Here is a 20,684-nt window from a genome sequence, read left to right as displayed (position 1 = left end):
AAAGATAATATGATTAACATCTGGATAACCTTGGGTATATGACAACATATACAAATTGAGGAGATGAATTTAAAATGTCAGCACAAGATCCTAGAAATAAATTCAAATCAACAGACTATGAAAAACAAGAGCAGCCACTTCCAGGCTTGCAAAGTCAATTAACGCCTGAACCATATTGCGGTGAGACATCATACGTCGGACACGGGCGATTAAAAGGATATAAAATGTTAGTCACAGGTGGCGATTCTGCCATTGGACGCGCAGCAGCTATTGCTTATGCTAAAGAAGGCGCAGATGTTGCGATTAATTATCTTCCAAGTGAAGACAAAGACGCACAAGACGTTAAACAAGTGATTGAAGAAGCGGGACAAAAAGCAGTGCTAATACCTGGTGATATACGTGATGAACAATTTAACTATGACATGGTCGAAGAAGCACATCAACAGCTTGGTGGACTTGATAATGTAACATTAGTCGCTGGACATCAACAATACCATGATGATATTCGAGGATTTGATACTCAATCATTTAAAGAGACATTTGAAACCAATGTATATCCAATATTTTGGACAGTACAAAAAGCATTAGAGTATTTACAACCTGGGGCATCAATTACTACAACGTCATCTGTTCAAGGATATAATCCAAGCCCTATCTTACACGACTATGCCGCCTCAAAAGCTGCCATTATCTCATTGACGAAAAGTTTATCAGAAGAGCTTGGCGCAAAAGGTATTCGTGTCAATTGTGTGGCACCAGGACCATTTTGGTCACCTTTACAAATTACTGGTGGACAACCACAACGTAATATTCCGAAATTCGGTAAAAATACACCACTTGGCCGTGCAGGTCAACCTGTTGAACTATCAGGAACATATGTACTTTTAGCATCTGAAGAATCAAGTTATACAACCGGACAAGTCTTCGGTGTGACAGGCGGCATTCAAATTAACTAATGAATAGCAGTTGGTCGATAAAGTGTTAATACTTTATCGACCATTTTTTTGTGACAAATTATATGATAACTATATCCAATTTTATTATGAATTTGGAATAAAAATATGTTTAATGTAAAATAAAAATATAAAATTATTAACCTTTTTAATGAATGGAATTTAATTAAAGAATACAGATATATCTAAGGGATAGGTAATTTATACGACAAATTGCAATAGAAATCTTATATCTAAAGGAGGTAATAACATGGTGAAAGATACGTTTATAAGGATTGCTCCGTTCATAATAGGTATAATCGCTATAGTTGTATTTTCGTTATTTACTACGAATCAATGGTTTTTAATCATTTTAATACTTTTATTTGCGCTTACCAATGCATTAAAAAATCTGTATTTTGTTAATAAAAATATTAAAAATCATATCATATGGATTAATAAAACAATCGACCGGTTATTAGGTATTATTATCGGTTGTTTATGGATTGTATTTTTTATGATGATATTATTTCAACAAAATTATACATGGATTACTTTCTTAATTGTATTGGTAACTATGACGTTTGTTTTTTATATAGAAACTAAATTACAAATTGATGATGATACGCAAAGGAAAAACCATCGAGATTATAAAGTGATCTCTCAACAACGTGAACGACAATTTAAAATACTGATGATTAGTATGACAACCATTTCTATTATTTTAATGATGGTATCACTTTATTTAAAATGGTGGGTCGCCTTTGGTATAGCTATTGCAATGTTATTCGTAGTTGCTGTTGCATTAATTATTTATGAAAAATATTTTACGACGAAGTTTTAATTTATGATTGACGTCATAGGAATTATCTTGTAACGTAAACGTTAAATATGAATCACTTATCAAGAGAAGTGGAGGGACTGGCCCTATGAAGCTTCGGCAACATTGAATCATGTGCCAATTCCAGTAACCTATCTAGGTTTGAAGATAAGGGGATAATCGTTGTAGATGGACCTCTTTTCTTTATCATAAAGAAGAGAGGTATTTTTTGTAAGGAAGTAGGTCTAATGATGAAAGAAACTAAAAAGGGTAATGCTTGGGCGTTATTTCCGTTATTATTATTTATGTTGTTATTTTTAGGTGTAGGTATCATCTCGGGTGATTTCACGACGATGCCGTTAAATGTTGCGATAACGATTACAGTAATCGTTGCTTTGTTGATGAATCGCAAAGAAAAATTTGCCACTAAAGTTGAAGTGTTTACTAAAGGTGCAGGTCATTCAAATATTATTTTAATGATGCTTATCTTTATTTTAGCAGGCGCATTTTCTACGACTACAGAGAAAATGGGTGGTGTGACTTCTACTGTAAATTTGGGATTGTCTCTCATCCCTGAAAATTTAATTATAGTAGGTTTATTTATCATTTGTATGTTTGTTTCTATTTCAATGGGAACATCAGTAGGCACAGTAGCAGCTATTGCACCAGTAGGATTTGGATTTGCACAAGCTACAGATGTATCTGCAGCTTTAGCTATGGCTACAGTTGTTGGTGGCGCTATGTTTGGAGATAATCTTTCTATGATTTCTGATACTACGATAGCGGCTGTACGTACACAACATACGAAGATGAAAGATAAATTTAAAGTAAACTTTAGAATTGTTTTGCCAGGTGCGATATTAACCATAGTTGTACTATTTTTCCTAACAAATGGAATTTCCATGGATCATTCTAAAAGTTATGATTTCCAATTAGTTAAAGTCATTCCGTATTTATTGGTGTTGATACTAGCGCTAGTTGGTGTCAATGTGATTATCGTCCTTATTGGTGGGACAGTTTTATCTGGAGTCATTGGCCTTATTGATGGCTCATTTGGTTGGAAAGGATTACTAAGTGCTGTATCTAAAGGAATTATAGGTATGGAAGATATTGCTATGATTGCCTTATTAATTGGTGGTTTAGTAGGACTTATTCAACATAATGGCGGTATAGATTGGTTGTTAAATGTAGTCAGAGGTCGCGTGAAATCTAAACGAGGAGCTGAAATAGGCATTGCCAGTTTAGTAAGTGTGGCAGATATTGCAACAGCTAATAATACTATTTCAATCATTATGTCAGGACCATTAGCTAAAAATATTGCAGATGAATATGATGTTGATCCACGTAAATCAGCTAGTATTTTAGATATATTTGGTGGGTGTTTCCAAGGCTTATTACCATATAGTCCTCAAGTGATTTCAGCTGCAGGAGTAGCGGGCATCTCACCATTCTTACTCGTTCCTTATAGTATTTATCCTATCATGCTTGGTGTATGCGGATTGATTGCTATTTTAATTGGTTATCCAAAATTAAAAAACAAAGCATAAAACGATTATAAACTGAGACGATTTAGTCTCGGTTTTTTAATTGATAAATAGAACAGTACAGAGAAAATGTTTCAAGTCAGCGTTTTAATGGTAAACTAGACTAAATGTGTAGAAGCGCAATCTTTTTTAATGTATAAATGTTTGGAAGTTTGAACAAATACGTTAAAATAGTATTAAGAGTGAAAGTAGGTGACTGAAAGTGGCAAAGTATAATGTGGAAAATGAATATGTAGAAATTGATATTGAACGTTTATTAAAATATTCACCAGAAACAATTTATGAAGCTTGGACGAAAGAAGATATTCTCAAACAATGGTTTATGACGTCGAAACGTACGAATAAATCATTTGAAGCTGATGTCCAAGAAGGTGGTAAGTATCGTATCGTTGATAGTAGAAATGGTAAACAAAATATTATCGAAGGTACATACGAAGAATTAGTCATGGATGAATTTATTAAAATGACAATAGGTATGCCAGGCTTAAGTAACGAGGAGGATATTATAGAAGTAGAATTCTTCGAACGTGAATCAGGTGGCACCCAAATGTTCTTCTATTATCAATCATATATGGAACGTGAAAGAAGATTAACCAATCTTGAATACAAACAGAAAAAGAAAGAATACCATGATTCAACTGCGCATGGATTTGAACTTATGTTTGACAAAATGAATGCAGTATTAGAAGAAATTGAAGAACAGAAAAATAATTAATTTGAATTAATCAATAGTAATATATAAGCCAGTAAATGAATTTAAGAAAGTTCATTTACTGGCTTTTTATCTTTATAGACAAAATGATTATTTGAGTTCACCTTTTTCTTTCCGTTCATTATATTTTCTGAGTAGTGTTTCAAAGAAAATATGATAACTAATAAAACTTGAATAATCAGTGCCATCATTTAAATAGAATGTATTACTAGATACATACACATTATAATTTGCTTGTTGGGCTAACGTATTATCTTTCATCGTTGTGACTGAGATAAAATATTTTTGTCTCAATTGCAATAGCTGTGTTACTTCTTTTAATTGATAAGTTTCACCAGATAGCGAAATGATAAAGAAAAGGTCTTGCGGTACGGTTTTGTTTAAGACCATTTTTAATTCGTGTTCATCATAAAGAATAATGATGTTTTTATGCATTGTTAATAATATTCTTTGTGCTTCTTCAGCCACATTGATTTGAGCTCTACCCGTTCCATATAAATATATCGTTCCAGCATCATTCATTTTATTAGTTAGTAGCTCATAATCTATACGATCTAAATAATTAAATGTATTTTCAATTTCCTGTCTAAATGATTCGATAGAGTCAGAAGGTAATTGATTTTTCTTTTCACTTTCAAATTTTAAAAATGATTTGAAGTCGCTATAACCATCAAATCCTAATTTTCGTGTAAAGCGATGTATTGTAGCGTTTGAAGCATGTGTATGTTGTGCCAAGTCTTGAATTTTTAAATTTTTACATAAATCAACATGGGTATTAACGAAATTCGCAATTTGTAAATCATTGTCATTAAGTTGATTAAAGTTCGCATTCACACGTTCATCTAGAAACATGACGACACCTCATTTATTAGTGTTGAAAAAATTTTCATCATAAGAAAACATAATCTGATTATACAAAATACTTTCAAAATGCGTCAATGACGTTGTGGTTATGTAAGCGTTTACTATATATTAGAAATAAGATATGACATTGAAAGGAATGATTTAAACTCATTTTCAATGTGGAACAGAAAGAAATTGGGATGTGGAGGTTATTATAATGAATGCAATCAAACGTTTTGGTAGTGCAATGATTGTACCTGTCTTGATGTTTGCTTTCTTTGGGATTGTACTGGGGTTTGCAACATTATTCAAAAATCCAACTATTATGGGTGGTTTAGCAGACCAACATACATTTTGGTTTAAATTTTGGTCAGTGATAGAGTCTGGTGGTTGGGTTATATTTAACCACATGGAAATTGTATTTGTAGTAGGGTTGCCACTATCTTTAGCTAAAAAAGCACCAGGCCACGCAGCACTAGCTGCATTAATGGGCTATTTAATGTTTAATACATTTATTAATGCGATATTAACACAATGGCCACATACATTTGGTGCCAATTTAGAAAAAGGTGTTGAAAATGTTACTGGCCTAAAAGCAATTGCTGGTATAGAAACATTAGATACTAATATTTTAGGCGGAATTATTATTTCAGGGATTATTACATGGATTCATAATCGTTATTATAGTAAACGTCTCCCAGAAATGTTAGGTGTATTCCAAGGATTAACATTTGTAGTGACGATTTCGTTCTTTGTGATGTTACCTGTCGCGGCAATTACTTGTGTGGTATGGCCTACAGTTCAACATGGTATTGCGTCAGTACAACACTTTATTATCGGATCAGGATATGTAGGTGTGTGGTTATATCATTTCTTAGAAAGAGTATTGATTCCAACCGGTTTACATCATTTCATTTATGCACCTATTGAAGTGGGCCCTGTCGTTGTCAATCATGGACTTAAAGCGGAATGGTTGCAACATTTAAATCAATTTGCAGAGAGTAGTAAGCCATTAAAAGAACAATTCCCGTACGGATTTATGTTACAAGGTAACGGAAAAGTATTCGGTTGTTTAGGTATTGCATTGGCAATGTATTCCACAACACCAAAAGAGAATCGAAAAAAAGTGGCTGCATTATTAATACCGGCAACACTTACAGCTGTAGTCGCAGGTATTACAGAACCATTAGAATTTACATTCTTATTTATTGCACCATATTTATTCGTATTGCACGCATTACTTGCAGCAACAATGGATACAATCATGTATGGTTTTGGATTAGTAGGTAACATGGGCGGTGGTGTTTTAGACTTCTTAGCTACAAACTGGATACCACTTGGTAAAGAACATTGGATGACATATGTGATTCAAGTGGTTATTGGTTTAATATTTGTAGGTATTTATTATGTATTATTTAGATTTTTAATATTGAAATTAGATATTCCGTTACCAGGTCGTCGTAAAAATGAAGAAAAAGTTAAACTATTCTCTAAACAAGATTACAAAGAGAAAAAAGGCGAAGGCAAGGCATCAAAGTCTCAATCAACTGGAAATGAATATGATGATAAAGCAGCTTATTATTTAGAAGGTCTAGGCGGTAAAGAGAATATTAAAGATGTTACAAATTGTACTACTCGTTTACGATTAACAGTTAATGATGAAAACAAAGTAGAAGACAGTAGTTATTTCACACATAATCAAATGGCACATGGTCTAGTTAAAAGTGGGAAAAGTGTACAAGTCGTAGTCGGTATGTCTGTACCACAAGTGAGAGAAGCATTTGAACACTTAGTATATGATAACGACGGAAAATAAATATATAAAAGGGATTCTGAAACATTGTAGTTTCGGAATCCCTTTTGTTTAATACTTGGATAAGTGGACGAATTATGAAATTCTTGCTTTATTAATCGCCTTAGATTTATATCCTGCTGAAAGAATATCTATGTTACGTGTTGCTACTGTATGTAGTAATTTAGAAAAAATATCAGGAGGACAAATGATACTTGCACAATTTTTATTTAATGTATAGCTGATATCATAATGATTCATATACATATTCATAATATCGATCACTTTGTCTTTGATAAATGCGTCTTGCAAGCCATCGATAGATAATTCAAATCGTTTAGCAGATTGGTACAAACGCTCTGAATCAAGTAATTCGTCTAAGTGCTTTGGTGATAAAATTTGGTAGATGGTAAAGTTATGAAAACTTAAAAAGGTAATAAAGTAAGGTAATTGTTGTTTAGGTAAGCTGACTTCTAAAGCGTACATACCTTGTTGTTTAAAGATTTGGTATTGAAATGATTCACAAAACTTAAGTTGTTTACAAAGCTTTGATAAAGATTTGCGTGATGATCGCGACTTTAAATCTGCGATATTGATGATATAGGTTTCAAATTTGTCTATCAACATGTTATGCCTCCCAATTGCTAACATTCGTACGTGGCTCAAATAATATATGGTTAAGTAGGATATTTGTTTTTTTATTTCGTTAAATTGATTGTACCACGCTTCTTTTTGATATTCACTAGGACTTTTGAATGAAGGTTAAGTAGAATATAGATGAGAAGCTAGTGAAATCAAGTGTATCATGGTGTATAGCATTTTATTAAAATCTCATTACAAAGAATTGATACATCTTAAAATATCGAAAAATTCTGAAAATGATATTGTTCATACTTCTGTGTTGTGATAATATTTGTCATTATTAATGATAAAGGATGTGTTTATATGTTGGACCGTATGAGTCAATTTGCGACTAAGACATTTATATTTTGGATGTTAGTGGCAGCTATAATCGGTTTTGTGTTTCCATCACAATTGTCTATATTAGGAGGATTTGTCCCTTACTTATTAGGTGTTGTCATGCTAGGAATGGGGATGACGATTGATCCCAAAGATTTTAAGATTGTTTTACAATCACCCAAACCTGTCATTATCGGAGTGATTTTACAGTTTACGATTATGCCAACATTAGCTTTTCTGATTGCCAAAGGTTTTTATTTACCACCAGAGATTGCAATTGGTGTCATTCTAGTTGGTTGTTGTCCAGGAGGAACATCTAGTAATGTCATGAGTTACTTAGCTAAAGCAAATGTAGCATTATCTGTAGCAATTACAAGTGTTTCAACACTGATTGCACCTTTTGTCACACCAGCACTGATTTATCTTTTTGCGCATGAATGGCTAAATGTATCATTCACAAGCATGTTGTGGTCTGTTGTTCAAGTGGTACTTATTCCAATTATCATTGGATTTATTTTCCAAAAGATAGCGCACCAATTTGCTCATAAAGCAGCAACAGCATTACCACTCGTGTCTGTTATTGCGACTTCACTTATACTGGCAGCCGTAGTTGCAGGTAGTAAAGCACAAATTTTAAAAACAGGATTGCTCATTTTTTTTAGTTGTCATATTACACAATGTGTTAGGATATACAATTGGTTATCTATTAGCTAAAGTGTTTAAAATGGATTATCCAGATAAAAAGGCGGTTGCTATTGAAGTGGGTATGCAAAATTCTGGTTTAGCAGTTTCGCTTGCTACCGTTCATTTCAGTCCTTTAGCTGCCGTACCTGGGCAGTGTTTAGCTTAGTACACAATATTTCAGGGCCTATTCTTGCTAAGTATTGGTCGTCTAAAAGTAAGCGTCTCTAATACACATTTGAGGGAAATGTAAAGAGTGATTATGTTAAAATATGAATCAATGAGCATGTTTAACTTAAGAGAGACAAAGGAGCATATATTATGTACAGAGCAGTTGTATTTGATTTTGATGGTACGATGATCGATACAGAAAAACATCTTTTCGATGTCATCAATAAACATTTAGCAAAACACAACGAAGCACCCATATCGTTAGCATTCTATCGTAGATCGATAGGTGGTGCAGCAACTGAACTTCATCAGTATTTAGAATCATTACTTGGTTTAGAGAAGAAAGAAGCAATATATAAAGAACATAATGATACAAGTAGCCAACTTCCAATGATTGCAACGATTGAAAAATTAATGGCATATTTAAAACAACGTCACATTCCAATGGCTATTGCCACTAGTAGTCATAGAGAAGATATACTGCCTACTTTTCATAAATTAGGTTTAGATGAATATATTGATGTCATTGTAGGGAGGGAAGATGTTTCTAATGTCAAACCTGATCCTGAACCTTATTTAACAGCGGTGCAACAATTGAATTATAATCCAACAAATTGTTTAGCAATAGAAGATTCAGTTAATGGCGCAACTGCTGCCAATTTAGCTGGATTGGATGTCATCGTTAACACTAATGTGATGACAGAAGAACAAGATTTCACTTCAGTGAACTATGTTGCCAAAGATATAGATTTTGATGATATTGTTCAACGCTTTTTCGAAGTGAAATAGGAGGTGTGTCATGTTATACACGATTCTTTTTTTTATAGCGGGCCCACTTATTATTGGGATAGGTAATTTAATCTTAGGTCCGATATTTAATAAACGTGTCCCATTTCATGTGCATGTAAGATCATTTGTAGTAGGAACAGCTATTTATTTGATTTTAGCTACAATTGGATACTTTCTTTTATTACAAGGTAAACTATAAAAAAAGCCCGTTTCAGATTGAGATCATTAACTCATTTAGAAACGGGTTTCTTCATATATCAAATAAGTTGCTACATGACTTTTAATAGTAATGTAACTAAAATTAATACGATCAAAATCGCATCAATACCAACCATTATGGCAAAACGTGTTGTCTTTTGACCTTGTGATTTTGCTAATTTCATGGCTTTATAATTCGGTATAAAACTTATAATTAATAAAATTAAAATGATGACGCCAATCAATACTGACATTAACGTTGACCTCCATTTCGTTTTTCAATATATTCCCAAATAAAACCAGCTAAGATACCGATAACGATTCCTATTATAACGCCTGTTTGAATCTGTGATATCAATGCACCAATCATTAAACCAATAATGATTGCTATAGGTAATGTGGTACCAAATTTTATTTTTCTCTCTGGAGAATCTAAAACAGTAAAAGCAAATACATAAATTAAAAAGAATGCAACTGCAGCTAATATAGATTTACCAATAAGTGGTATTAAATTCGGGTTTTTAACTGAAAAATAATTGAGTAAGAAAAAGATAATTAAAAATATAGCTGAAATTTTAAATGCTTTTTTAATTAATGTTTGACTCATAACGAACTCCTTAATGATGATATGAAAAGTATATCATAAACCATAATTGTAGAAACGTTAAAGATACTTAATTGGATATATAAGTAAGACTTTAAATCATCTAAATAAGAAAATCTAAAACAGTAACTGTTATCCTATTTCAAAATTAAAAAAGTCTTGTATGATGTTCTTTTTAATAAAAATTATAAAATAGGTTGTTTATTGTAAATGTAGTAAAATTGCGGTTTTGCAAAAGACTGTTATGTCAGTTTTGTAAGCGATTTCAATAAATTGTTAAAATATTGTTTCAATTTCGTCATTTTATAGTATAATTGCGTAAATAAGATTATTATTATTTTATCTTAGTAAAAAGAGGTGGGTTATTGTTATGGAGAATAATGAATTAAAAAGGGGATTGAGTGCACGTCAGATGCAAATGATCGCACTTGGCGGTACGATTGGTGTAGGTTTGTTTATGGGAGCAACAAGCACCATTAAATGGACTGGACCATCAGTGATATTTGCATATTTAATTGCGGGTATATTTTTATTCTTAATTATGCGAGCAATGGGAGAAATGATATATATTAATCCGACAACGGGTTCATTTGCTACGTTTGCAAGTGATTACATACATCCAGCAGCAGGTTATATGACCGCTTGGAGTAATATATTCCAATGGGTTGTTGTTGGTATGAGTGAAGTAATAGCAGTAGGAGAATATATGAATTATTGGTTCCCGAACTTGCCAGCTTGGATTCCGGGAATTATAGCAGTTCTATTATTAACAGCAGCTAACTTAGTATCCGTTAAAGCATTCGGTGAATTTGAATTTTGGTTTGCATTGATTAAAGTTGTAACTATTATTTTAATGATTATTGCTGGATTTGGATTAATTTTATTCGGAATTGGGAATGGAGGACACCCTGTCGGGATTTCTAATTTATGGTCACACGGTGGATTTATGCCAAATGGTATTGTAGGATTCTTCTTTGCATTATCTATTGTCATTGGTTCATATCAAGGGGTAGAATTAATTGGTATTTCAGCAGGAGAAACAAAGGATCCACAAAAAAATATTGTCAAAGCAGTTAATGGTGTCATTTGGCGTATATTAATTTTCTATCTAGGCGCTATCTTTGTTATCGTATCAGTTTATCCGTGGGATGAATTAGGAAACATCGGTAGCCCATTCGTAGCAACATTTGCTAAAGTAGGGATTACATTTGCAGCTGGATTAATTAACTTTGTTGTATTAACAGCAGCAATGTCTGGTTGTAACTCAGGTATCTTCAGTGCGAGCCGTATGATTTATACATTAGCACGTAAAGGTCAATTACCTAAGATATTCACTAAAGTAATGAAAAACGGAGTACCATTATATACAGTATTAGCGATTTCTACAGGTATTTTAATTGGTGCATTATTAAATGTTATATTACCAATGTTCATAAAAGGTGCGGATAGTATTTTCGTATATGTATACAGTGCATCTATTTTACCTGGTATGATTCCTTGGTTTATGATTTTATTTAGCCATATTCGTTTTAGAAAATTACATCCTGAAGAAACGAAAAACCATCCATTCAAAATGCCTGGTGGTATGGTGGCAAGTTACTTAACAATTGCATTCTTAGTTATTGTTCTAATTGGAATGTTATTTAACAAAGAAACAGTAGTTTCTGTAGTGATTGGTATTATATTCTTAGCTATCGTTACTATTTATTATTTCATTAGATATAATAAAGCAGAACAACAAGCAAAAAAAAATAATACATTAAAATAGTGTGAATTTTAGAGATGTTGAGACATAAAGTTTTTGTGCTTTGGGAAACCGATTAACGGGGGCCTTAAAGAAGGATTTTCTGTAGGAAATCCTAAACGCTTTTGTCCTAACCTCTTTTTTCTTTCGAGCTATAGAATTGAAAAAGATACAGTCTAGACACTCATTAATGTCTAAACTGTATCTTTTTTAATGTTTGAAATCAATATTGGAAAGATGCTTTCTATAATTATCTAATGCCATTTTTGATTGTGTAATGAAGTCTAACGACGATTGATAATTAAGTGCTATATAACGATAATACAGTATATCAATCGTAAACATTTGTGCAAATAATGATGTAGTCGCACCCATTCGCATTTCATTTTCGTCAGATTGTCCATAATCTAATACAATATCTGACATTTGAGAAATAATATTTTTTGATGAACTTGTAATTGTAATAATTGGAATATGATAGTCTACTACAACTTTAGCAATGGCTTGCATTTCACTTTGCATTCCATTATTAGTGATGAAAACCACACAATCTCGACTATTACAAGACGCTAACATAGTAGTGAAAATATGTGTCTCTTGTACAAGTTGTACATTCATTCCAATGCGAGATAGCTTTTGATATAAATCAGTTGCAACGACAAATGAAGCGCCATAACCATATATGAAGATGCGATTCGATTGTTTGAATTGATCACAAATACGATCAATGGTTTTATCGTTCAGTGCTTCATTGGCATTATTCAAAGCGCCTTTAGCACGTGAATGCATCTTCTTTTTTAGCGACGCTGTACTCTCATTGTCTACTAATTCCACATTATAGACCGTTGTTTCTTTTGGTAAATATTTAGATAAGCCAATTTTTAATTCGTGGAAACCACCTTCAGTGACTTTTTTGCCAAATCGAATAATTGAAGATGGACTTGTATCTAGTTCTTGTGCTAGATCTTGGGAATTCATCTGCACAACATGGTGTGGTGCATTCAAAATATAATTTGCTATTTTTTTCTCATTTTTTGTTAAATAGGGATACTGGTTATCTATTTCATATAAAATGTTTGTCATTTTAATCACCCAGTTTATTAGAGTTTCTCATTTCTTTTGTTGTTCCGAATAAATAAGTCATGATAAATCCACCGATATAAGCTGACAGCAACCCAGCTATATAACCTAAATACATATTATCTGATATCAGCGGTAATAGAGATAAGCCACTAGGTCCTACAGCTTTAGCTCCGATATGGCCAATGCCACCAATGACGGCCCCTCCAATACCTCCACCAATACAAGCAGTGAAGAATGGTCTTCCAAGTGGTAAGGTAACACCGTAAATCAGTGGTTCACCAATACCTAAGAAACCAACAGGTAATGCACCTTTTAATGTGTTTCTCAGTGGTTGATTATGTCGACATCGAACCCATAATGCTAATGCAGCACCAACTTGACCCGCACCAGACATTGCAGCTATTGGTAGTAAATAGGTTGCACCAGTACTGTTTATGAGCTCAATATGAATTGGCGTGAAAATATGGTGAAGACCTAACATCACTAATGGGAGGAAAAATGCACCAATGATAAATCCACTAAAGATGCCACCAACGTCTATTACCCAATTGACGACATGAACTAAACCATCTGATACAAACCCAGCAATTGGCATTATAATGAAAATAGTTAATAATCCAACCCCGAGTAGTGAAAATGTTGGTGTGACAATAATATCAATAGCATTTGGTGTTACTTTATGTAGTTTTTTCTCAATGATACTTAGTATCCAAACAGCAAATATAACACCTATAATGCCACCTTGACCAGCAACGAGTGGTTCACCTGTGAAAATATTTTGAATTGAATTTTCATCAGTAAGACCGGTTAATAGTGTTGTACCACCAATAACACCACCTAAACCAGGCGTCGCGCCAAATACTTTAGCACTATTAATACCAGTGAAAATGGCTAAATATGCTAACATACCGTCTTTAATCACATTTAATATAGTTACGAGTTGTTTCATAAAATCCCCAGAAATCATATGGGCAGTAAGCATATTGTTGAGCACAGCTGCAATACCACCGATTAAACCTGCACCAATAAATGCGGGGATTAAAGGAATAAAGATATTTGAAATTGATTTCAAGAAACGTTGCCACTTACTTTGTTTCCTTGATTTTTGGTAGTGCTTTTTATTTTCTTTTGCAAGTGCTTTCGCTTGAGATTGATAACTTTGATTGTCCGAATAGGAGATATCTTCACCTAACGGTACATGGCTGTAATCTGCCATATGTCCTGCCACTTTCTCTACTACACCGGGACCCACAATGATTTGAAGTGTTTCATCTTCAACGATGCCTATGACACCTTCTATTTGATGTAACTCATCATAATTGACTATATCTGGATTCTTAATGGATAACCGCACTCTAGTCATACAGTGCATGATACGCTGTATATTATGCATTCCACCTACAGCATTGATGATTTCTTGTGAGAGTCTGTCTTCTTTACTCATAGAATTAGCCCCCTTAACCTTTGATGGCTTGCTTAATCACTCCATTATGTTTTAATAATTTGTTTTGTGCATCATCTTTAGTTGTGTCACATAAATACATCACAACAGCAGTTTTAATGTTTTGATCGGCTTTTTCATAGAGTAACTTGGCTTCTTCGTCATTTAAATCACATATATCTTTAATAATTCGAATTGAACGTTGAATTAATTTTTGATTTGTTGGTTTCAAATCGACCATTAAGTTATCGTAAACTTTACCAACACCAATCATCGTCATGGTAGATATCATATTGAGGATGAGTTTTTGGGCAGTGCCTGATTTTAAGCGAGTTGAACCGGTTAATACTTCTGGTCCAACAGGTACTTCTAATGCATATTGTGATAACTTACTCATCTCACTGTTAGTGTTGCAAGAAAGAGATACGCTTACGGCACCAACCTCGTTTGCAAAGGCTAACGCTGCTTTAACGTAAGGTGTACGTCCACTAGCAGAAATACCTATTACTATGTCTTTTTTAGATAGTTGAATTGCCTTTAAATCATCTTTACCTTGTTCTTCATTATCCTCCGCACCTTCAACAGCTTCTGTCATAGCCTTACTTCCACCGGCAATAATTCCTATGACTTCATCGGGTGAAGTATTAAATGTAGGTACACATTCTGCTGCATCTAAAACACCTAATCTACCACTTGTACCTGCACCAATGTATATCAATCGACCATGTTGCTTGAATTTAGAGATCGCTTCTTTGATAACTTTTGTTAATTCAGGAATGATCGGTTCTATTGCTTTAGGAACGAATTGATCTTCGTCATTCATCGTTATAAGTGCTTCTTGAATTGACATTTCATCTAAATGCATGGTCTCTGTATTACGTGATTCAGTCGTTAAATGATTCAATTGTCATTGCTCCTTTAAACATTTAAATTCAAAAGTATCACCTGGTTTTATCAATTGGATAAATGGTTGATCCTGGTTATAAATTCGTGCAATACGATTGATATTTGGATGTCCTTGAAGTGGTGATTTAATTACTTGTAGTTCACCTTCATAACGACCATTCAGATGATTATCTATGGTAACATCTCCAACTAATCTTTGTTTGACACCAATAGCGTCAATAGATTGATTAATGAAATGTCTAGATTCATGTGATCGTATGACATGTTCAGGCGAATCAACTCTTGAATGATGCTTAGTAAATAATATATTAGATAAGTCATCATTGATGTTTTTTGTAACCTTAACACGCAGTTCAAAGTGTCGTTGGACACACATTTGATAAAGTTGACGCGCTAAATTTAAATCAAACCCAGTATCTCCAATAATAATATTTGAGATACCAATGGATTCTAATTCATGAACTGAGATAGATGGATGCTGATTACGATGTACCTCGATGGTCGGTAGACCTTTAAATATAGGACCTCGTAATTCAGTTCCTGGAATGAAGGCATACACGTCTGCCGTGGAATCAAAAGAATGGATGAGTTCATTTTGTTGTTTGACAAATGTCGCACTTAATCCTGTATCTGGTCTTGGATAATAGTTATGACAGAATACGAGTGATTGTATATTTGAATGACGATATAGCGTGGATAATTCAAATTGCGTTATCGTACTTGCGTTAATACAACAGCGATAACCGTGTTGCTGTATATCATGAATAAGATTGGTATTAAGGTCGTGATCAATTCTGATAACAAAATCCCCATGAGCGTATTGATCTAATAAACTGTAAAAGTGGTGATTAAGTAAAGAAGGATTCACATCAATAATAAAGGTGATTGAATATTGAGATAATAACTGACACAGTTCCCTAAAATGTATCAGTGTAATCTGATCATCCTCTTCGGGTATTTGCAGAGAAGTAAAAATAGTATCGTATCCCTGAGATACCATTGATTGAATATAAGATGTATTCAATTTACTACCTAACGAGACCGAGAAACCGAGCATGATCTTCCTCCTCATTTATAAGCTTAATCATATCCGATTATAACGCTAATATTAGTCATTTACAATTTACATTTTAGAATTAGGTTTATTTTTTTACAAAAATATTAATAAATAAAATAAATAGTACTTTGTGAGAATAAAATGCGTAAAATACAGTAGGAAATAAGTAGAATTAAAAAGTGAGATTTTTGAATTGTACAAGGGTACGATATATCATATTTTGATATTCAATGATATGTTGAAATATGTCGCCATAATTAATAGTATGAAGCGGATGTTCAATGAGGTAAGAAATCAAATTTTGATAATGAACGAAATGACTTAAAGAAGTATAGTTAAGAAATGTTGAATTCGTCTTAATCCAATTATTTTCTTTAATGATGAATGTGTTAAATTCAATTAATGATGATTCGAATTTGCTATAATGTGACATTAAGTAATATTTCAACATTTCAGTATGTGTGATAAGTTGTGTTAATTTTAATTCAATATGGTTTAATGTTTCTTGAGAATTCATAAAGCCTCCGTAGAAGTTAAATGTAAAAAGAAAGGAAATATAGATATGAAACTTTCAAACAAAGGGTACCGTTTTAAAGATATTGCTTGGAGAGATTTATTTTTAATACCAATTATCTTTGTAACAATGTTGATATGTTCAAAGATAGGTGTAAACATATTAAATACGCATTATATACATACAGATAGATTAATGAGTGAGATGGTTGCTACTGTTGCTCAAACCATGAGTTATGTTATTGCCATTTTATGTTTTTACCTTATGCATGTAAGTTCTTTTCCAGAACGTATGAAAAATGGGATAAATTATATCAAAAAGCATTGGAAGTTTTTAATTGTGATGTTCATTATCTCAATATGTGCGTCAAAAGCCTATGAATGGATAATGGAATTATTACCTCAATCATGGCAATTTAATGAAACACAGAATGAATTAGCATTAAATCAATTATTTAAGACGCCGCTATTTTTACCAATCACTTTTATATTGATAGTGATAGTTGGACCTATCGTCGAAGAAATCGTATTTAGACACATCTTAATAGGAGAGTTGGGCAAAAAGTTTAATTTTATTTTTATGGGGATGGTTTCTGCTATTACATTTTCACTAATCCATGTAAGTGGTGCTAAATCACCATTAGAATTTGGTGCATACTTTATACTGGCAGTTATATTAGTGTTTGTTTATTTAAAGTCAAACAGAAATTTAGCTTCTTCTATTACAATTCATATACTCAATAATCTTTTATCATTTATGATCACGATATATACAATTTCTATGTAAAACACAATAAACCCAACTGATTACACGTGTAGGTCAGTTGGGTTTAAAAATTGTTGGTAATTATCAATCGTAATATCCTGAGTTTTAATGGTTTTTTCAAATGAGTAGGAGATATCTTGTATATCTTTAATAGGTAGTTCTCGTGTAGAACCTAATCCAATTTCAAATACCACAGCATGCCATTGACCATCTTTACACAATAAACCAATAAAGATGACATTCTCTGCAATAGTTTGATCTTCTTCAAAAAAATCTACAAGCATGACATTACGTTCAGTACAATAAATTAAAATATCGGAAAAGATATTAGGAAGTGTTATTTGTGCGGTATCTTCGAATTTAATATAGTAATCCATTTTTTTTAATAATTTTCGTACACGAGTTTGAGGTAAGGTTAAACATTGTTTAAGTATCTCTTGAATTTCTTTAGTATAAGGTAGCGTAGAATAAGATTGACTTTCATTTAAGGTAAGAAATAGTGCAGACAATTGACTGTCAGTCAAAGTAAGCGAAATTTTAGATTGTGCATCTTGAATTTTATAACCACCCTGGCTGCCATGTGAAGCATGTATTTGAACGCCTTGATTTTCTAAATCATCAATATCTCTAAGAATGGTGCGCTTAGATACATTAAAACGTTTGGCTAATTCAGTTGCAGTTATTTTATTACTTTGTTGTATTTCTGTTATTAAGCGATTTTGTCGTTCTAACTTATTCAATGAAAGTCACCTCCAAATTAACATTACATATTACAATAATTATATCATATAAGCGACAATGATGACATTTCTAGCGCATTTTTGGATTAAAAAGTGAAAAAATGGGTCAAAAAAATATCAGAAAACGCTTACAAAAGAAAACGCTTTATGTTAATATATTATTTGTAACAGGGGGAGCGATTAACAAAGGGGTAGAGCTATATAACAGATAGCTGGTAATCGTTCGAGTTACACTAAAACATCTTCAATATTTATTACTTACTTTCCTTTCTATTTGTCGGCTAGCATAAGACTAGCCGATTTTTTTTATGGTAAAAAACATGCAATTAGATACTGGCATGTTACTATAGCTATTAATACAATAAATTTGAATAATCATGATAAATCATTAATATTTTTAGATATATAGGAAGGTGTTACTAATGCATTGCAATGACTTACGCAAGATAGATGAAATGATAACAAAATGGTTGAAAAACATTGATCAAATCATTCCAAATTTAATAGCAGAAATGGAAACAGATACTAAGTTAAATCGCTTTGATTTGGTGACAAATGTGGATAAACAAATTCAAAATGAATTCCAGGTATTTCAACAAACACATCTTGAAGGTCATCAGTTATTTGCAGAAGAAAAAAATAATGATGAGATAGATCCTAGACAAGGACATGTTTGGATTATGGACCCTATAGATGGTACGGCCAATTTGGTAAAACAACAAGAGGATTATTGTATTATTTTAGGTTATTTTGTAGATGGAGAACCTAAACTGTCATACATATATGATTACCCACATCAGCATTTATATAAGGCTATTGAGAATGAAGGGGCATTTGATAATGATCAAGCGATGAAACAACCGATTCATATGGATATCAAGGAAGCAATATTGTCATTTAATACACAAGTCATGAATGATGAAACGATTCATCAATTATATGATGCATCATTTAGCCATAGAATTATTGGTTCTTGTGGATTAGATTCAATCAGGGTGATTAAAGGGCAATTTGGTGCACATATCAATACCAATCCTAAACCTTGGGATATTGCAGCACAATTTTTATTTGCGAAAGAACTTGGTTTGAAAATGACATCGTTAAATGGTGGGTCAATAGATTTATCGACGGCCGCGCCATTTATTATCAGTAATGAAGGATGTTATTCAGCCGTACTAGAAATTTTAAATAGTAACTCGGGTTATGAAAGATGATATCAATGGGCGTCATTAAAAATCATTATTCCATTTTCTATTAAGATTAATATATTACAATAAATTTCACATAATAAGACTTTAGAAGTATAGTAAAAATATTTTTCTATTATATAATAATAAAGGTATATAGCATGTAAAGTAAATTTGGAAAAGGAATGATGGGTGTGCGGAGAGCAGAAAAAAATAGAATGAGTCTACCAGCTAAAATTTTAGTATGGTGTGTTGGTATATTATTTATATTAGCACTATTAGCAATGATATATGTCATTGCCAAGATATTTATTACTGGAGATAGGATACATAATCCGTTAAATAGAGATTATTCACATTTAAGAAATGGTAAAGTTAATTTGAAAAATGGTGATCCATTCACGATAGCATTATTTGGTGTGGATTCAGATGCTGAACGTAAAGCACAAGGTGGCGGTTCTCGTAGTGATACGATCATGATTTTATCTATCAATCCAAAAGAGAAGAAGACAGAGATTGTAAGTGTACCTAGAGATACTCAAGCTAAAATGGTTGGTAAGGGTACCACAGAAAAAATAGCACATGCTTATGCGTATGGTGGCCCTAACATGGCAGTTAATTCATTAGAAAAATTAATGAATGTTCCAATTGACCATTATGCAACGATTGATATGGATGGATTGCATGACATGATAGATACAATGGGTGGTATTGATGTTGTAAGTAACGATACGTTTACAACAAACGGAGTACATTTTGAAAAAGGCAAGAAAACGCATGTTAATGGTGAAGAGGCAATGAGCTTTATTAGAAGTCGTAAAGAAGAAGGCGCTGGTGGAGATTTCGGTCGTCAAGAACGCCAACAACTCATTCTAGAAGCTATGGCCAATAAAATGACTAGTGCGTCATCTATTACACATTTTGCCCCGTTAATGAACGAAATACAAAAGAACGTTAAGACTGATTTATCATTAGGGAAACTAAATACGATTAGAAGTAAATATAAAGATGCTAATGATACAGTGAGTAGACATCAATTAGATGGTCAAGGCGGCATACAAGATGACGGATTATATTACTTTGTACCTAGCGATAGCTCACTTCAAGAGAACACGAATTTACTTAAAGACAATTTGAATTTATAACGATTTCAAAATAAATAATAACCAGTTTAAATTAAGGACAATAGCGATAGTTTAAA

The 20,684-nt window shown here is 32.7% G+C and carries 21 protein-coding genes, 1 pseudogene and 1 riboswitch; of the genes and pseudogenes, 12 read left to right on the top strand and 10 right to left on the bottom strand.

The window, feature by feature from the left end:
- Positions 1 to 74: 74 nt before the first annotated feature.
- From ACJQQZ_RS07125 to ACJQQZ_RS07110, 4 genes are all read left to right on the top strand, one after another.
- Positions 75 to 956 carry an SDR family oxidoreductase gene (locus tag ACJQQZ_RS07125; RefSeq protein WP_408023104.1) on the top strand — a complete coding sequence of 294 codons (882 nt, stop codon included), beginning with the start codon at positions 75 to 77 and terminating at the stop codon, positions 954 to 956.
- A gap of 247 nt (positions 957 to 1,203) precedes the next feature.
- Positions 1,204 to 1,776 carry a hypothetical protein gene (locus tag ACJQQZ_RS07120; protein WP_002451971.1) on the top strand — a complete coding sequence of 191 codons (573 nt, stop codon included), beginning with the start codon at positions 1,204 to 1,206 and terminating at the stop codon, positions 1,774 to 1,776.
- A gap of 53 nt (positions 1,777 to 1,829) precedes the next feature.
- Positions 1,830 to 1,927, top strand: a riboswitch (SAM riboswitch).
- 76 nt (positions 1,928 to 2,003) lie between these two features.
- Positions 2,004 to 3,299, top strand: coding sequence for a Na+/H+ antiporter NhaC family protein (locus tag ACJQQZ_RS07115; RefSeq protein WP_037552513.1), 1,296 nt, complete (start codon positions 2,004 to 2,006; stop codon positions 3,297 to 3,299).
- A 199-nt stretch (positions 3,300 to 3,498) separates the two neighbouring features.
- On the top strand, positions 3,499 to 4,011 hold the full coding sequence (locus ACJQQZ_RS07110) for an SRPBCC family protein (protein WP_002451973.1): 513 nt from the start codon (positions 3,499 to 3,501) through the stop codon (positions 4,009 to 4,011).
- Positions 4,012 to 4,098: 87 nt separating this feature from the next.
- Here the strand turns inward: ACJQQZ_RS07110 and ACJQQZ_RS07105 are convergent, their stop codons facing one another.
- Positions 4,099 to 4,860: a MurR/RpiR family transcriptional regulator gene (locus ACJQQZ_RS07105; protein WP_002451974.1), complete on the bottom strand. Its 762-nt coding sequence runs from the start codon at positions 4,858 to 4,860 to the stop codon at positions 4,099 to 4,101.
- 208 nt (positions 4,861 to 5,068) lie between these two features.
- Here ACJQQZ_RS07105 and ACJQQZ_RS07100 point away from each other — a divergent pair, with 208 nt between their 5' ends.
- Complete coding sequence (locus ACJQQZ_RS07100; RefSeq protein ID WP_145505499.1) at positions 5,069 to 6,667, top strand: alpha-glucoside-specific PTS transporter subunit IIBC; 1,599 nt, start codon at positions 5,069 to 5,071, stop codon at positions 6,665 to 6,667.
- A 72-nt stretch (positions 6,668 to 6,739) separates the two neighbouring features.
- On the opposite strand, the gene ACJQQZ_RS07095 is transcribed toward ACJQQZ_RS07100, so the two are convergent.
- Positions 6,740 to 7,270: a hypothetical protein gene (locus tag ACJQQZ_RS07095; protein ID WP_002451976.1), complete on the bottom strand. Its 531-nt coding sequence runs from the start codon at positions 7,268 to 7,270 to the stop codon at positions 6,740 to 6,742.
- Positions 7,271 to 7,588: 318 nt separating this feature from the next.
- Here ACJQQZ_RS07095 and ACJQQZ_RS07090 point away from each other — a divergent pair.
- From ACJQQZ_RS07090 to ACJQQZ_RS07080, 3 genes and pseudogenes are all read left to right on the top strand, one after another.
- Positions 7,589 to 8,515: pseudogene (locus ACJQQZ_RS07090) on the top strand (bile acid:sodium symporter family protein).
- 90 nt (positions 8,516 to 8,605) lie between these two features.
- Positions 8,606 to 9,244 (top strand): HAD family hydrolase, encoded by a 639-nt coding sequence (locus ACJQQZ_RS07085; protein ID WP_145505496.1) that lies wholly within the window; start codon positions 8,606 to 8,608, stop codon positions 9,242 to 9,244.
- A gap of 10 nt (positions 9,245 to 9,254) precedes the next feature.
- Positions 9,255 to 9,443, top strand: a complete 189-nt coding sequence (locus tag ACJQQZ_RS07080) for a hypothetical protein (RefSeq protein ID WP_002451979.1) — start codon at positions 9,255 to 9,257, stop codon at positions 9,441 to 9,443.
- Between the two features lie 70 nt (positions 9,444 to 9,513).
- Here ACJQQZ_RS07080 and ACJQQZ_RS07075 read toward each other — a convergent pair whose 3' ends face one another.
- Both ACJQQZ_RS07075 and ACJQQZ_RS07070 read right to left on the bottom strand, forming a co-directional pair.
- On the bottom strand, positions 9,514 to 9,696 hold the full coding sequence (locus tag ACJQQZ_RS07075; protein ID WP_002451980.1) for a hypothetical protein: 183 nt from the start codon (positions 9,694 to 9,696) through the stop codon (positions 9,514 to 9,516).
- Positions 9,696 to 10,049: a hypothetical protein gene (locus tag ACJQQZ_RS07070; RefSeq protein WP_002451981.1), complete on the bottom strand. Its 354-nt coding sequence runs from the start codon at positions 10,047 to 10,049 to the stop codon at positions 9,696 to 9,698. Before ACJQQZ_RS07070 ends, ACJQQZ_RS07075 begins: the two co-directional genes overlap by 1 nt.
- Before the next feature lie 367 nt (positions 10,050 to 10,416).
- Here ACJQQZ_RS07070 and ACJQQZ_RS07065 point away from each other — a divergent pair, with 367 nt between their 5' ends.
- Positions 10,417 to 11,814: an amino acid permease gene (locus tag ACJQQZ_RS07065; protein ID WP_145505493.1), complete on the top strand. Its 1,398-nt coding sequence runs from the start codon at positions 10,417 to 10,419 to the stop codon at positions 11,812 to 11,814.
- 186 nt (positions 11,815 to 12,000) lie between these two features.
- Here the strand turns inward: ACJQQZ_RS07065 and ACJQQZ_RS07060 are convergent, their stop codons facing one another.
- The 5 genes from ACJQQZ_RS07060 to ACJQQZ_RS07040 form a co-directional block, all read right to left on the bottom strand.
- On the bottom strand, positions 12,001 to 12,873 hold the full coding sequence (locus tag ACJQQZ_RS07060) for a MurR/RpiR family transcriptional regulator (protein ID WP_408023103.1): 873 nt from the start codon (positions 12,871 to 12,873) through the stop codon (positions 12,001 to 12,003).
- Between the two features lies 1 nt (position 12,874).
- The gene (locus tag ACJQQZ_RS07055) at positions 12,875 to 14,317 is read right to left on the bottom strand and encodes a PTS transporter subunit EIIC (RefSeq protein ID WP_145505490.1); all 1,443 of its coding nucleotides are present in this window, start codon (positions 14,315 to 14,317) and stop codon (positions 12,875 to 12,877) included.
- 13 nt (positions 14,318 to 14,330) lie between these two features.
- Positions 14,331 to 15,218: an N-acetylmuramic acid 6-phosphate etherase gene (gene murQ / locus ACJQQZ_RS07050; protein WP_145505487.1), complete on the bottom strand. Its 888-nt coding sequence runs from the start codon at positions 15,216 to 15,218 to the stop codon at positions 14,331 to 14,333.
- Between the two features lie 3 nt (positions 15,219 to 15,221).
- On the bottom strand, positions 15,222 to 16,277 hold the full coding sequence (locus ACJQQZ_RS07045) for a MupG family TIM beta-alpha barrel fold protein (protein WP_145505484.1): 1,056 nt from the start codon (positions 16,275 to 16,277) through the stop codon (positions 15,222 to 15,224).
- A gap of 172 nt (positions 16,278 to 16,449) precedes the next feature.
- Positions 16,450 to 16,794 (bottom strand): hypothetical protein, encoded by a 345-nt coding sequence (locus ACJQQZ_RS07040; RefSeq protein ID WP_107532643.1) that lies wholly within the window; start codon positions 16,792 to 16,794, stop codon positions 16,450 to 16,452.
- Positions 16,795 to 16,839: 45 nt separating this feature from the next.
- On the opposite strand from ACJQQZ_RS07040, the gene ACJQQZ_RS07035 reads away from it, so the two are divergent.
- Positions 16,840 to 17,577, top strand: a complete 738-nt coding sequence (locus ACJQQZ_RS07035) for a CPBP family intramembrane glutamic endopeptidase (protein WP_107546764.1) — start codon at positions 16,840 to 16,842, stop codon at positions 17,575 to 17,577.
- Between the two features lie 20 nt (positions 17,578 to 17,597).
- Here the strand turns inward: ACJQQZ_RS07035 and ACJQQZ_RS07030 are convergent, their stop codons facing one another.
- Positions 17,598 to 18,296, bottom strand: a complete 699-nt coding sequence (locus ACJQQZ_RS07030) for a helix-turn-helix transcriptional regulator (RefSeq protein WP_002450258.1) — start codon at positions 18,294 to 18,296, stop codon at positions 17,598 to 17,600.
- Between the two features lie 422 nt (positions 18,297 to 18,718).
- Here ACJQQZ_RS07030 and ACJQQZ_RS07025 point away from each other — a divergent pair, with 422 nt between their 5' ends.
- Together ACJQQZ_RS07025 and ACJQQZ_RS07020 are read left to right on the top strand one after the other, a co-directional pair.
- On the top strand, positions 18,719 to 19,510 hold the full coding sequence (locus ACJQQZ_RS07025; RefSeq protein ID WP_145505481.1) for an inositol monophosphatase family protein: 792 nt from the start codon (positions 18,719 to 18,721) through the stop codon (positions 19,508 to 19,510).
- Positions 19,511 to 19,668: 158 nt separating this feature from the next.
- Entirely contained in the window at positions 19,669 to 20,628 is a 960-nt protein-coding gene (locus ACJQQZ_RS07020; RefSeq protein WP_408023102.1) for an LCP family glycopolymer transferase, read from the top strand.
- The last annotated feature ends 56 nt before the right edge of the window (positions 20,629 to 20,684 follow it).

The organism is Staphylococcus sp. KUGN1 (genome assembly GCF_045984185.1).
In the GTDB taxonomy this organism is placed as follows: domain Bacteria; phylum Bacillota; class Bacilli; order Staphylococcales; family Staphylococcaceae; genus Staphylococcus; species Staphylococcus warneri_A.
The sequence above is the reverse complement of the archived record's forward strand: the minus strand, read 5'-3'. Positions and strand labels throughout refer to the sequence as shown.